The sequence below is a fragment of the uncultured Nostoc sp. genome, assembly GCF_937863485.1.
Classification (GTDB): domain Bacteria; phylum Cyanobacteriota; class Cyanobacteriia; order Cyanobacteriales; family Nostocaceae; genus Nostoc.
Genome location: NZ_CALMFY010000165.1, coordinates 16,899 through 32,219 on the forward strand (window position 1 = coordinate 16,899; position 15,321 = coordinate 32,219).

The 15,321-nt window shown below is 38.5% G+C and carries 7 protein-coding genes; 6 read left to right on the top strand and 1 reads right to left on the bottom strand.

Annotation, left to right across the window (positions count from 1 at the left end):
- Positions 1–142: 142 nt before the first annotated feature.
- Entirely contained in the window at positions 143–6,058 is a 5,916-nt protein-coding gene (locus tag Q0541_RS21575; RefSeq protein ID WP_298915020.1) for a non-ribosomal peptide synthetase, read from the bottom strand.
- A 1,692-nt stretch (positions 6,059–7,750) separates the two neighbouring features.
- Here Q0541_RS21575 and Q0541_RS21580 point away from each other — a divergent pair.
- The 6 genes from Q0541_RS21580 to Q0541_RS21605 all read left to right on the top strand — a co-directional run bounded on the left by Q0541_RS21580 (position 7,751) and on the right by Q0541_RS21605 (position 14,802).
- The gene (locus tag Q0541_RS21580; RefSeq protein ID WP_298915025.1) at positions 7,751–9,193 is read left to right on the top strand and encodes a sugar transferase; all 1,443 of its coding nucleotides are present in this window, start codon (positions 7,751–7,753) and stop codon (positions 9,191–9,193) included.
- A 73-nt stretch (positions 9,194–9,266) separates the two neighbouring features.
- Positions 9,267–9,449 (top strand): hypothetical protein, encoded by a 183-nt coding sequence (locus Q0541_RS21585; RefSeq protein ID WP_298915028.1) that lies wholly within the window; start codon positions 9,267–9,269, stop codon positions 9,447–9,449.
- A 290-nt stretch (positions 9,450–9,739) separates the two neighbouring features.
- Positions 9,740–10,837 carry a glycosyltransferase family 4 protein gene (locus Q0541_RS21590; RefSeq protein ID WP_298915031.1) on the top strand — a complete coding sequence of 366 codons (1,098 nt, stop codon included), beginning with the start codon at positions 9,740–9,742 and terminating at the stop codon, positions 10,835–10,837.
- Positions 10,838–10,985: 148 nt separating this feature from the next.
- Complete coding sequence (locus Q0541_RS21595) at positions 10,986–12,212, top strand: O-antigen ligase family protein (RefSeq protein WP_298915034.1); 1,227 nt, start codon at positions 10,986–10,988, stop codon at positions 12,210–12,212.
- Positions 12,213–12,355: 143 nt separating this feature from the next.
- Entirely contained in the window at positions 12,356–13,444 is a 1,089-nt protein-coding gene (locus Q0541_RS21600) for a glycosyltransferase family 4 protein (protein WP_298915037.1), read from the top strand.
- A 164-nt stretch (positions 13,445–13,608) separates the two neighbouring features.
- The gene (locus tag Q0541_RS21605) at positions 13,609–14,802 is read left to right on the top strand and encodes a glycosyltransferase family 4 protein (protein WP_298915038.1); all 1,194 of its coding nucleotides are present in this window, start codon (positions 13,609–13,611) and stop codon (positions 14,800–14,802) included.
- Positions 14,803–15,321 lie beyond the last annotated feature (519 nt).

Below are 15,321 nucleotides of genomic sequence, written 5' to 3' on the forward strand. Positions count from 1 at the left end.
TTTTCCACGGGATTTGAGCGAGTGTTCTAATCACCGCTAAAATTACTCCTATAGACTGAGCAACTCTTCCAGGAATCAACAAATAATTATGAATTGTTTATCGGACAGTTGACTTCTTTTGCGAAGGTAGCAGGTTGTCAAATTAATTTTTTGGAGACTGCGCTTGGATTAAGCAATTTCTCAATGTTTCGGCTAACACTTGTACCTGCGGCTCATTAAGTAGCCCATGATGAGATCCGGGAACGTAATGGACATCTAATTCTCCAGCAACTACGTCGCCCCAGCCGAATTGAGGATCGTATTCTGTGCCTATAGCTTCGTCCCGACTTTCATCCTCTGTTCGCAAGAGGATAGCTTCACCAACGTAAGGTGAAAAGATATATTCACTGATGGCTTGAGTGTTAGCATCTATAATTTTTAAGTGCTTGTCAGTTTCAGGTAAATGAACTACCTCTTGCAAGTAACGATTATATCTATTTTTCAGACGGCGCTTACGCCAATAACTCCATCTCACAGCCATTTGCCAAAGGTAGGTAGATCCTTGTTGAACAATTTTATTTAAATGCAAAAAAACTCGCTTCAGAAATGACGTCCGCCAGCTATAACCTGGACGACAACTATCAACCATAACTAAAATACCAACTTGTTCACCTTGCTTTTGGAGTTGTTGAGCCATCTCGAAAGCAACTATACCCCCAAAAGAATAACCTCCCAGAAAATAAGGGCCATTGGGCTGAAGCGTCTGGATTTCTTGAATGTAGTGAGTTGCCATGTCTTCAATCCGCGTATGCAAAGGCTGTTTTCCATCTAGCCCTTGTGGCTGTAGTGCGTAGAATGGTTGATCTGATCCCAGATGCAGCGCCAATTCACGGAAAGACAAGACTTCTCCACCTAGTCCGTGAATACAGAAAAAAGGTGGTTTTGAACCATTGGGTTGAATTTCTACCAGGGATGACCAGGTAGATTTTGATTGGTCTAAGATATTTACTAAAGCCAAGTTTCTTGCTATATCTTTTTCTTGTTGGGAGATTATTTGGGCTAGAGCCTCTACAGTACCTGACTGGAACAGAATGGCAAGAGGCAGATTTTTACTAAATGTCTTTTCAATTTGCCAAAACAGTTTTACTGCTAATATGGAGTGTCCTCCTAGCTCAAAGAAGTTGTCCCTGACACCGATAGGCTGAATGCCCAGAACTTGTTCCCAAATTTTGGTCAGTTGGAATTCTAATTCATCACGGGGAGCCAGATAGGTGTTTTCTGAATCAAGCCTTGTTGAGTCTGGTGCTGGTAAAGCGCGGCGGTCGATTTTGCCGTTGGGGGTTAGGGGTAAGGTGTCTAGTAAAACGAAAGCACTAGGCACCATATATTCTGGCAGTTTCTGTTTGAGGAAATGGCGTAGTTCGTCTGTGGTTGGTGTCTGTTCTGGGTGAGGAACGATGTAGGCGACTAGTCGCTGGTTTTCTGGATTATCAACTCTAGCTGTGACGACAGTTTGCTGTATATTGGGGTGTTGTGCTAATAAAGCTTCAATTTCTCCAAGTTCGATGCGGAAACCACGAATTTTTACTTGATGATCAAGGCGACCGAGATATTCGATATTACCATCACTTAGGTAACGGGCTAAGTCACCTGTTTTGTAAAGACGGCTTTCAAAGTCGCAACTGAATGGATTAGGAATAAATTTTTCTGTTGTTAATTTAGGCTGATGCAAATAACCCCGTGATAACCCTGCACCACCAATATATAGTTGTCCTGGAACACCCACAGGGACGGGTTGCAAATATTTATCTAAAATGTAAATCTGGGTGTTGGCTATAGGACGGCCAATGCTCACTAAAGCTTCTTCCTGCTCAATTCGATGAATTGTAGACCAAACAGTTGTTTCTGTCGGTCCGTATAAGTTCCAAACTTCAGCACCTCTTTGACGTAAGTGGTTAGCTAAATTTTCAGGTAAGGCTTCACCACCACAGAGAATTTTCAGTTGGGCATTTCCTTTCCATCCCGCTTCTAGTAACATTTGCCAAGTCACAGGAGTGGCTTGCATAACAGTTGCAGCAGAGTTATTGAGTTGTTGTAATAACTGTAAACCGTCGGCAGTAACTTCCCGACTGACTAAAATTACCTTGGCTCCTAGTGTTAGGGGAAGAAAAATTTCTAAAACCGCAATATCAAAAGATAGGGAAGTAACTGACAACAGACTATCAAGGTTGGTTAATTGTAGGTGCTGTTGCATCCCCGTGAGGAAGTTGAGGACGCTGCGATGGGTAATTTGTACACCTTTGGGTTTTCCTGTGGAGCCAGAAGTATAAATTGTGTAAATTAAATTATCGGGATCAATGTACCTTTGTGGCGAATTTTGCTGATGTGCAGCGATGCAATCCCTGTCGCTATCTAAACAGATAATTTCGGCTTGATGGGATGGAAGAGTTTTTAATAAATCTTGCTGGGTTAATAAAATGGAAATTTGCGAGTCTTGCAACATGAACGCCAAGCGCTCTTGGGGATAGGCCGGGTCTAGGGGGACGTAGGCTGCACCTGCTTTCAGGATACCTAAAATTCCAACTATTAGATTTAGCGATCGCTCCACACAAATCCCCACCGACATCTCTGGTTTGACCCCCAGTGATATCAAGTAATGCGCTAGCTGATTAGCACGGTGATTGAGTTGCTGGTAAGTTAGTTGCTGGTTCCCAAAGATAACAGCAATCGCGTTGGGAGTTCTTTCGGTTTGAGCTTCAAATAACTGATGGATGCAGGTATTTTTGGGGTAGTCAGTTTGAGTATTATTCCACTCTATTAGTAGCTGATGCTGTTCGGCTGCTGTTAACAGAGGTAAATTTGAAATATGCTGTTCTGGGTTGGCGACGATACCTTCAAGTAAAGTTTGGAAATGCCCCAGCATTCGAGCGATCGTTGTAGCATCGAATAAGTCTGTGTTGTATTCAATTCCACCTTTGATCCCCTCTGAAGTTTCTTTAATATCGAGGGTAAGCTCGAACTTTGCGGTATCATTATGGACTTCTAGAGGGGTAATGGTCAATCCCGGAAGCTCCCAGAGTTCGCTTGGAGTATTGTGGAAGGCAAACATTACCTGAAACAACGGCGAGTGGCTCAAATCTCGTTCTGGCTGTAGTTCTTCTACTAGCTTCTCGAAGGGCAGGTCTTGGTGGGCATAAGCTCCTAGTGTTACTTCTCGAACTTGACTAAGTAACTGTTGGAAACTTGGGTTGCCTGAAAGGTTAGTGCGTATAGCTAGGGTATTGACAAAGAACCCAATCAACCCTTCGGTTTCAACTTGGTTACGACCAGCAATAGGAGAACCGATGAGAATGTCTTCTTGCCCAGTGTAGCGGTGCAATATTATCCCAAAAGCCGCCAGCAATGTCATGAATAGGGTGACACCCTGCTGATGCGAGAGTTCTTTTAGGGATGCACTCAGCTTCTGGGGTAAGATCAGGGATTGCACTGCTCCCTGGTAAGTTTGGACTGGTGGGCGTGGTCGGTCGGTTGGTAATTCTAATACAGTATTAGCACCTGCTAACTGAGTTTTCCAATAATTAATTTGGCTAGAGAGTATTTCACCTGATAGCCATTGGTGCTGCCACACAGCAAAATCTGCATACTGAATGGGCAATTTTGCCAAAGGGGAAGGCTTATCGCTCAAAAAGGCTTGATAAACGTCTGCTAACTGCTGCTCGATAATGCCTATTGACCAACCATCTGAGGCGATGTGGTGCATAACCAATAAGAGTATATGCTCCTGTTCATCTACCTGGAGCAAAGTAGCTCTGAGCATCAAGTCAGATTCTAAGTTGAAAGGGCGTTGCGCCTCTTGATTTAGGAGACATTCCACTTGCTCCGGTGCTACCTTAATTATTTTGAATTCCACTGGCCGAGGCGTGCCAATTACTTGTATGGGGCTACCATCAAGTGATTTAATAAAGTTTGTTCGCAGTGTCTGGTGATGGACAATGATCGCATCTAGTGACTGTTGTAAGACACGGGCATTTAACTTGCCCATTAAGCGCTGTGCATTCGAGAGGATATATGCTCGGCTGTTGGGTTGCAACTGTTGCAAAAACCACACTCGCTGCTGGGCAAAGGATAAAGGGGCTGACTCCCGCTTGGCTATTTGGGGAATAGTTTGATTTTGGGGATCATTTTCTTGACTCTCATTTTGGGCGATCGCTTGAGCTAAAGTAGCGATCGTTGGATTCTCAAATAAGATTTGCAACGGTATTTCTATCCGAAAGGCTTGGCGAACCCGAGACATCACTTGAGTAGCCAGCAGTGAATGACCTCCCAATTCAAAAAAATTGTCGTGGATGCCTACTTGTTCCAGACGCAAAACTTTCGCCCAGATGGTAGCTAAAACTTCTTCTGTCGAATTCTCAGGTGGAACAAAGTTAGTTGAGAGCCTAAAAGTAAATGTATCCGGTGCAGGCAAGGCGTGGCGGTCTATTTTACCGTTGGGATTTAATGGTAGGGTGTCCAAAAATACAAAGAAACTAGGCACCATGTATTCAGGTAGCCGAGTTTCCAAAAAGCGACGCAATTCAGACTGGCTAGGGATTTGCTCTGGACTGGCAACAACATATGCCACGAGTTGCTTGTCACCAGGAACATCCTCTCTAGCTATGACTAGAGTCTGTGTCAGTGCTGGATGTTGAACTAATATGGTTTCAATTTCTCCTAATTCAATTCGGAAGCCACGTATTTTCACTTGGTGGTCAATACGACCAAGGAACTCGATGTTACCATCGCTCAAATAACGTGCTAAATCCCCAGTTTTGTAAAGATATGCCCCTCTTTTAGAACTAAAAGGGTCGAAAATGAACTTATCTATGGTCAATTCTGGACGATTAAGATAGGCTCGCGCTAGACCAATACCGCCAATGTGCAGTTCACCTGATTCACCAAAAGGCACAGGCTGCAAATTTTCATCGAGGATGTGAATCTCTGCATTAGTAATCGGGCGACCAATGGGAGCAATCGCATAATTAGTGCCGCGCTGGCAAGTCCAGAAAGTGGTATCAATGGAAGCTTCTGTCGGACCATAGCAATTATGGAGAACATTGTCCAAATTCAGTTGAGCAAAAAAGCGTTCTATGAGTTCGCTAGGTAAAGCTTCACCACCGCAGGTAATATGCCTGATGAATCGGCAATTCTCAATTCCCTTCTCTTCCAATAAGACACGCAGTATAGAAGGGACTAAGGCCAGGACTGTGATTTGTTGCTCAGTAATCACCTTCACAAGGTAGGCAGTATCTTGATGTCCACCAGGGCGAGCCATGATCAATTGCCCTCCGAAGCACAATGGCCAGAATATCTGCCATACTGAAGGGTCGAAGCTAAAAGAAATAGTCAGTAAAACTTTGTCAGCCTGAGTTAATCCAAAAGTTGTTTGCTTCCAGTAGAGTTGATTGCAAATCCCCCGATGAGGGATCATTACACCCTTGGGCTGTCCTGTAGACCCTGATGTGTAGATTACGTAGATGAGATGATCAGCCGTTGTCTCATTTACAGGATTTTCTTGACTGTTTCGGATATTCCCTTGCCAGTTTGAGTCCAGACAAATTACTTGTGCTTGATGCGGTGGTAAATTCTTGACAAATTTTTCTTGGGTTAACAATACTGGTGTCTGCGTGTCTTCCAAAATGAAGGCTAAACGCTCTGAAGGATATGCCGGGTCTAAAGGTACATAAGCACCTCCAGCTTTAAGAATTCCCAGCAGTCCTACAATCATCTCCAAGGAGCGCTCTAGGCAAATGCCTACAAGTACTTCAGGCCCAACCCCTAAAGCACGTAGGTAGTGCGCTAGTTGATTGGCCCGGTGGTTTAACTGCCGATAGGTAAGTTGTGTATTTTCAAATACTACAGCAATGGCTTGGGGCGATCGCTCTACTTGCATCTCAAACATTTGATGGATGCACAGATCGTGATGATGAACTGCTTGGGTTTCATTCCATTCCTGTAAAACTTGAGTGCCAATGATCTGACTTAAGGTATCTAACGGAATATTTTGTTTATATTCTGAAGTCTGGCTATTTATCTGCATTTTCTATATATCAACTCCATCAGGAAATAGCATTTTTTTAATTTGTTTATTAATATGTATGGTGTGTTTATAACAAATTATTTATTATATGTAATGCTGCATATTAACGCTAGCAATATAAAAGTCTAAATTTATACACGTAAAGCCTACCTTGCTTTAAGAGCGGGACGCTGCGTGAATGGCAATGGCAAAGCCGAACTTGTATTTCAAGCTCTAGCTAATCGATTTCTACTTAACATAATAATTCCCATATTTTTATTCGTAACTCTCTAATTAAAACTTTTAAATAAGATTAAAATCAAAAAATCCACTATTACATTGTTAAGATCCAGTCAAACAAAAGCATTTGATTTGCGACTTTACCTTTTTTTGGCAAATATTTTTTTACGTACTTAGATAGACTAAATACAACACTGAAAAGACTTTATCGTTTTTTATAACAATTTGCTAAATGAAAAAATAATTATTACCGAATCTTCATTATGTTTCTTGATATGTAAAAATAATGTAAAGCTATAATCATAATTGGCTAAAATAATTAAGTAGGTCAGTGTAAAAAGTTATCATTGGAATAATGCAGGAGGCTGGAAAAAAGAGGGTTTTAGCCTCGTTCATTTTTCTTTAGATAGTTATCTTTAATTTGTGCTTTCCTACTTATGCAAGACTCAGTGAAACCCTCATCAGGTGGGTTTGATGTCACTATAGATAAAGCATATATGAAGCTAAAATTTTGCACATGGACTTAACATATATATCAATGTGACGTAAGATACAAATAAAATCTTCAGTTTTTTCTCGCAGCGAACACCCATTCAAGCCCTTTGGCTACAAGCCAAGACTTGCAGCAAGCAAATCCTATGTTAATTTTTTATGGTGATGCTACCGTGCCCAATCCCTCAATTTTTGATAGTTCAAAATTACAACGGTTCAAAATGCAATGTTACAGGCACAAAAAAATTGGCTCTCTGTCAGGAGGAAAAAATGTCTATAACCTAGATATGACAAGATTTACAAAGATGAAGCTTTGTTGATATTATTTCCAGTTATTAGAATTTATTTTCATTAATCTGTGACCAATTGTCTAGCAATGCCCATGAGACTGACCCAATAACCACAATATTCTATATGTAAATTTTTGTAACAATAATCAAATTTTTGATGCATTTTGTTATAACTTATGGTTGTAAGTTTTGTTAATCAGTAATTATGCGTAAATAAAGAGAGAACTTCTAAGCAAGGCTAAATTAGTCTAGCTAAACATGCTACAGTAATTTAGGAAGGAATATCATTATTATTGTTTCATAGAAGTGCAACTCTGCAATGTAACTGTAGTAATTCAGTTCAACTATTACGCACCTTAAAAATCCTAATATTTATACCTAACCTACTTGATTATTAAGGTTAGGAATTTTATTCAACTATTAAATTAACTCACCAACAAATTTTTGGCATCAAAGCTCAAAATTTCCAGACTAAACTAGATTTTACCCTGCAACAAAAGCTAAATATCTGGGTAGTAACCGCACTCAAACCGACCCTGGAAAATGCTTTTGCTTAAGAACTTAAAGTTACTCCAAACAAAATGGTTAATAGTAGACTACAAAGGCCAAGTTTCTTTGAAAGAAAAATGTGAGATACTCTACTTGTCTTATATAAATTTCCATCAAATAACTACATTAAGTGTTCCTAACTATGAGTAATCAAAGCATTACAACAAATAAATTCAGTGAGGTGCCTTTGGATCTACGTGCATCTGCATTTGTCCGGGTACGCAAGGGTTCGTGGTGGTTGAGATTAACAACACTGTTTTTAGTAGACTATACTCTTTTATTCTTAGCTTGGGTTTTAGCTGGATATCAATCTTCTTATGGACATTTTACTTGGTATATACCGAGTCATTATTTACCGATTTTAATAACTATTGGGATTCAAATAGGATCACTAGCTGTCCAAGGTATTTATCGAGAAGGTCAAAAACGTTATGACTATTTCAATATCATCAAATCACTAACTTTTGCTCATGGATTAATACTTCTTGTTTGTTCTTTGTATAAACCAGTTGTTGATATTACACGTCCAAGATTAATTTTATTATCTTGGGTGCTAAGTATATTATTTATTTGTACTGGTAGATATGCTGTAAATATTACTCTTGAATATCTCCGTAAGCAGAGAAAAATAGTTCGTTCTTCTGTATTCATTATTTGTGATCCTCAAGATCATGAACAGATTGCTAGTTTTATAAAAAAAGAAAAACATTACATCGTATCTGGAACGGCGAATGCTAATTCATTAGACAGATATCAACGTCAGCAAACCTTGAATCAACTTAATCAATTAGCTGTAACAGAAGTTTTTATATCTTGGGATGCTCTAAAAAACAGAATGTTTTTATGCTGGTTATTTCAAGCATCTGGCATCCAAGTGCATATTTTGCCAATGGAATTAAAACCAATTTATAAGAATGTAGAATTTAATAGAATAGGAGGAATGCCTTGTCTCAGCTTAGATTGTCCGATAATTACAGGTAAAGATTTTTGGATAAAGCGCAGTTGTGATTTTTGCTTCGCGGCTTTATTTGTAATGTTATCATTCCCTATTTATATAACTATAGCTATAGCTATCAAACTGGACTCTCCCGGCACAATATTTTACAGGCAAACCCGTATAGGTTTACATGGGCAACAGTTTAAAGTATGGAAATTCAGAACTATGAGGTCTGATGCAGAAAAATTACAGAAAGAATTAGAAGCATTAAATGAAGCGAAAGATGGGATTATCTTTAAAATTAAAGACGATCCTCGCATTACCCGTGTTGGAAAATTTCTTCGTCGTTACAGCTTAGACGAATTACCTCAACTTTTTAATGTTATCTTTGGAGAAATGAGTATAGTAGGACCTCGCCCTTTACCTACTAGAGATGTTGATAAGTTTTCTGAACATCATTTTATCCGACATGAAGTTTTACCTGGTATTACAGGTCTCTGGCAAGTCTCAGGTCGCTCGGATATTTTAGATTTTGAACAAGTGATTAATCTTGATCTTAGCTACATTGAAAATTGGTCGCTTGGGTTAGACTTTGAAATTCTGCTCAAAACAGTTATGGTAGTTTTGAAAAAAGAAGGTGCTTACTAAGGAAAAACAAAACCAGGTATGTATAGAACAGCTAGAACAATTTCTAACTATATATATCTGAAAAAGTCAAGTTATGACATATGGTTTTGAGATAATTAACCTGCGTGAAGTAGTTATTAGCACTACATTGGGAAGCTTGGGAGGTGTTGCATTAGTTTCGCAATATAAGTTAATTGGTGCAGCTTTAATGGTATTATTAATGACTATTCTTGGTTTTAGCCAGTTTATTTATTTCACCTATACTCGCCTATTTTGATTAAACTTATGGCGAATTATGATCAGACCCTTAATGATAAGCATTTTAATGCTACTTGTATTCGTCTTATTACAAAAAATTAGCTTAGATTTTATGTTCACTCTAATTATTGCAATTTGTACCTATGGTTTATTTGTGAGTTATCTAGGTATTCGTGCGTTTAGTGGGTTTCATTTTTTGTGGATAAAACTTTTAAGAGTTTAGTAAATTGTTTAATAAAAAATCCTGCTAGTAATGCATCTAAATTTGTTGATTAAAGAAATAATTTAAATGAGAATATAATTTTAATTATGATTAAGGTTGCTCTATTACATTTTGGCTTTGAAGACTACACTATCGAATTAGCAAACAGTTTGGTTAAATATGTTGATTTAACGCTAATTCATCCCGAAAAAATCTCAGATGTCTGTAGCAAGGTTCTTGATTCCAATATCCGCGTCGTTAGCTTTAAAAAACCACGGATTCGCGACCCGCGCAACCTATTGTCTATGGGCAGTATGATGCATATTATCAAAAACATACAGCCAGATATTTTACATGTGCAAGAAACTAATGATCCTTGGTACGATTGGACTTTGTTACTCAACAAAATGCCACCATTAGTGACAACTATCCACGATATATTCCGTCACCCAGGGGATAACAGCACTGCATTTGGTTCCGAGTATACCAGACGTATTGGCTTCTACCGTTCCCAACAATTGATTGTCCATACTAATCAACTAAAAAAGATTCTAATTGAGCAATTTCGTATACCTCAAGAGCGAGTCAATGTTTTACCTCATGGGGAACTTGGTAGTTTGTATCAGCGTCGAAGTAATCAAAATATTCAAGTCCGTGAGCCATGTACCTTGCTATTTTTTGGACGGATCTTGCCCTACAAGGGATTGAAATATTTGCTTGAAGCTATGCCCTTAATTGCTGAATGTATACCTGAAGTCAAGCTGATTATTGCTGGAAAGGGAGAAAATATAAGGCAGTATTTCCCTAATGGTTATGATCAGAAACGCTACAAGATTATCAATGACTTTATCCCCTTTGAAGAAGTATGTAATCTATTTAAACGCAGCACGGCAACAGTTCTGCCATATATCGAAGCTTCTCAAAGTGGTGTGGCAGCTTTGTCTTATGGAATGGGAACGCTGGTTGTAGCTTCTGAGGTGGGGGGATTGAGTGAGATAGTTCAACATAAAAAAGATGGGTTATTAGTTCCACCCCGTGACGTTTCAGCTCTAGCTGATGCTATCATTTGTTTGCTAAAGGATCGCAACTTGCAACAAGGTATGCAAACAGCGGCACTAGCTCGCTCTCAGGAAGATTTAAATTGGTCAAATATTGCTGGTCAAACTGTGGAAGTTTATCAAAAAACTATAAGAATGAGACATTGATACAACTGTACTTATTACTTTGGCATTTAACGAAAATAATAATTACAAATCTAATAAACAAAGTATTTCTCAAAATCGATTTAGACTACCAACCACGAATCCCTGATTTGCTTAATCTGTTTTCTATATGTATACATAATCATAAAAAATGAGGAAATTTTTAATTTCTGCTGAACAAATACTTACAGTAACTTGCTTGATGATCTACTCAGGAACTCCGCTAATCCCTCTTCTGACGGATGGCTTTACCGTAAAAGACGCTGATAGAAGTATATTTCGATTCTTTTTTACTTTTACATATATAGTTAGCCTTTCGTTAATTGCTTTACGCTGGAAGAAGGTTACTTACGTTTTTAGCAGGGATAAGTTTATTTGGGCATTGATTGGAGTTTGTGCACTTTCTAGTTTTTGGTCTTTAGATCCAGACACTACTGTACGTCGCGTTTTTGCTCTGGCAGCAACAACTATCTTTGGACTTTATTTAGCTTCACGCTACACCTTAAAGGAGCAACTGAAGTTATGTGCATACATGTTTGGCATCTCAGCAGTAATGTGCTTCTTATTTGTTATATTTCTACCACAATATGGTCTTGGAAACGCTGTTGATGGAGCTGGTTGGCGAGGAATATACCCAAGCAAGAATAGTCTTGGCGAGACATTTGTGGTGAGTGCAGCAATATTTTTCTTCCAAGCCATGACTAATCAAGAAAATCGCTGGGTTTCATGGCTTGGCTATGTTGCTTCTGGAGTACTTATATTCTTCTCAAAATCAACAACATCTATAGTTAATTTTATAATCATTACAGCAGCTGTTGTTATATATTATCGAATTTTACATTTAAAGTATAAAGTAATGATACCTATTTTGACCTTCATATCAACCATTGCCATAGCTTTTTATACCTGGTTTATATCAGAAGCGGATACAATTTTAGGCTCAGTAGGTAAGGACACAACACTTACTGGACGTTCAGAAATATGGTCTGCTGTGTTGGAAATGATTGCAAAAAAACCGTTACTAGGATATGGCTATGGAGCATTCTGGATAGAGAATAATAGTGAGTCTACTATTGTTCAACAAACGATACAATGGAATGCTCCTAATGCTCACAATGGTTTTCTGGATCTCTGGCTAGAGTTAGGTCTACTAGGATTCTCGGTTTTTTTAATTGGGTTCGTTATTAATTTATTAAAAGCAATATATTTAATCCGGTGGAATCAAACATCTGAAAGTTTATGGCTCTTAGTCTATTTTACCGTTATTATTCTTACAAATCTTGCTGAAACTACATTCTTAGAGCAAAATAGTGTGCAATGGATATTTTATGTATCAGCAATATTATCAAACAAACTTTCTACACGCGCAAATCTGTAAAAATAGAATCAATAGACTTTCCCTGTTTTATAAAAAGGCTTGGCAGCGCTTTGAATCTGGGAAAATAAATCAAACGATAACTTGTGATTCTTTCGTTGATACATTAATTAAAGATAGACCAAACTATTAAAAAATTACAGCTTATGTATCGAACTAATACTCTCAAGATTATCATGCTAGGCCCTAGTTTACTCCAGCAGGGTGGTATTTCCGGTTACGAGAAACTTTTTTTGGCGTATGCTCCTTCGGAAGTCCAAATATGTCATATTATTACTCATGAGGAAGGATCTATAGCACTCAAAGTCATGGTTTTTTTGAAAGCTATATGGAAATTTTTATGGATGTTAATAAAGGAAGAAGTTGATATTGTTCAAATTCAAATTTCACAGCGCGGCAGTGTTTTCCGACAAGCAATTATGATACTTTTAGCTTGGGGATTTCACAAGCCGATAATTTTACATGCTCATGGTAGTCAATTTCATCTTTTCTACGCTGGACTTGCAAAATGGATTCAGAAATTACTAAGTTGGGTATTTAGCAAGTGTCAACGCTTAATTGTCTTATCTGAAAGCTGGAAAAGCTTCTACATAGAAAACCTTGGTCTGAAACCTGAACAAGTTGTAGTTTTTTACAATCCAGTAAAAATTCCTGCTGAAGTTCCAGACCGTTCAGTTTCTAAAAAAGTGAACTTACTTTTTTTAGGACGAATCGGTCAACGGAAAGGAGCATTTGATTTGATCAAAGCTTTTTCTTTTTTGCCTACTGAATATCAAGCCAGATCAAGTATGATTATGGCAGGAGATGGAGATATAGAACAAGCACGTAATTTAGTTACGACTTTAAATCTAGAAAATTATATACAATTGCCTGGCTGGATCGGGTCAGATGAACGTGATATTCTTTTAACTAAAGCAGATGTTTTTGTGTTGCCCTCTTACAACGAAGGTCTTCCATTAGCAATGCTGGAAGCAATGGCTTGGGAGTTACCAGTCATAGTTACACCAGTAGGAGGCATACCTGAAATAGTTACTCAATCTGATAATGGATTAATTGTTAATTCAGGTAATGTTGAGCAGTTATCAGATGCTATGAAGTCTTTAATTGGAAATGAGGCTTTGAGGCTTTCTTTAGGTTCTAAAGCGAGAACAAGTGTTTTTGCTCTTGATATCAAAAATCACTGGGTTTCTTTTCTTGATTTATATCGTTCACTATTAAATTCAAATGATCAATAATGTGAGTGTAAACAGCTAGCAATTGCAAGACTGAAAGCTATGAGGATGCAGATATGCAGGTTATTGAGTCCAGTTTCGCCAGGTATGACTAAAATTTCCCCAAAAAAGGCAGATTTTAGAATTGACAAGTCAGTCTTTTACTAAACTCATTAAGAATTGAGATTATGGCATTACCTAGAAAAGTACTAATTATCGTTGAAAATCTGCCAGTTCCCTTTGATCGGCGGGTATGGATGGAAGCAACTACTTTGCAAAAAGCTGGGTATGAAGTTACTGTAATTTCACCCACAGGTAATGGTTTTGAAAAAGACTACGAGGTTATTGAGCAGATTCACGTCTACCGTCATCCTCTACCACCAGAAGAAAGTTCTGTCATTGGGTATCTTCGAGAGTATAGTTGGGCAATTAACTGGCAATTCCGTCTAGCTCAACGGGTATGGCAAGAGCGTGGTTTCGATGTCATCCATATTTGTAATCCGCCGGATTTACTTTTTTTAGTAGCAGGATGGTTTAAATTATTTTATGGTACATGGGTTATCTTCGATCATCATGACCTCAGTCCGGAGATGTATGAAGCTAAGTATCAACGGCGGGATATTTTTTATCATGGATTACGCTGGGCTGAACGCTTGACCTATGCCACAGCAGATATAGTAATTTCAACGAACGAGTCGCACCGAGAGGTAGCTCTTACCCGAGGGCACAAGAAACCAGAGAAAATCTTTGTAGTTCGTAGTGCACCCGACCTTTCCCGTTTTTGCCGAATGTCCCCAAATCTCAATTACCGTAGAGGTAAGAACTACTTGATAGGGTACATGGGTGTCATGGGTGAACCAGAGGGAATTGATTATCTCTTAAGAATGGTATATTACATTGTCCGCAAAAAAAATCGCCAAGATATTCACTTTATGTTAATTGGTAGTGGACCAGCAGCCGAAAAACTTAAAGTTTTATCTAAAGAGCTAGAAGTGAGTGAGTTTGTAGAATTTACAGGGTTTAAGCAAGGGGAGGAACTTTTAGAGCGGCTTTCTAGTTGCGACGTGTGTGTAGAACCCTCTCCAACATCTGCTTATAACGAAAACTGTACCATGAATAAAATCCTTGAATACATGGCAATGGGAAAAGCAATTGTCCAGTTTGATTTGCGAGAGGGAAGACGTTCTGCACAGGAAGCATCTCTTTATGCCAAGCCTAATAATGAGGTGGAATTTGCCGATAAAATTCTAGAGCTTCTAGATTCTCCTGAACGTAGAGAAAAGATAGGAGCCGAGGGGCGACGCAGAATGGAGAAGATCCTTGAGTGGCAATATCAAGCTCCGAAACTGTTAGAGGCTTATGATAAAATTTGGCAAAGTTAATACTTACTTGAAATTCAGGAATCACTATTAAGTGAGGCTGAGTAATGGTAGATATTTATGGTCAAAAATCGCAAACTGACTAGACGGTGAGTTTTTTCCTGGGCTGAGTAACTTTGGACTGCATGGGTGATTTGACAAGGGGGAGAACCATATAAATAATCTTCGAGGAAAAAAATCAATCCCTTGATAATCGAGAAATAAATTTTAAGAATAATGGCTAATGGCAAAAAAACTTTAAATGAATGTAGTGGCGCTAAAGGGTTGATTTATGGTGCGGCAGAGAGTTATGACACCTTTAACTCGCCTCAAATCTAGAATTTCCCAAGTTTTTTGCTGATTAGCATCCTATCAACACTATGGCACTATGGTGCCAAAATCGGAACTAAATTTGTAACTTAGATAGTCTATACTATTGTCATATTGTCAAACCGCATTAGTTCAGTCTTGTCAATTGCAGTGGTTTGTGCATTGTCTAAGTCAATTTTTAGTTTCTTGCTTAAGATCTGTACTTTGGAAGAT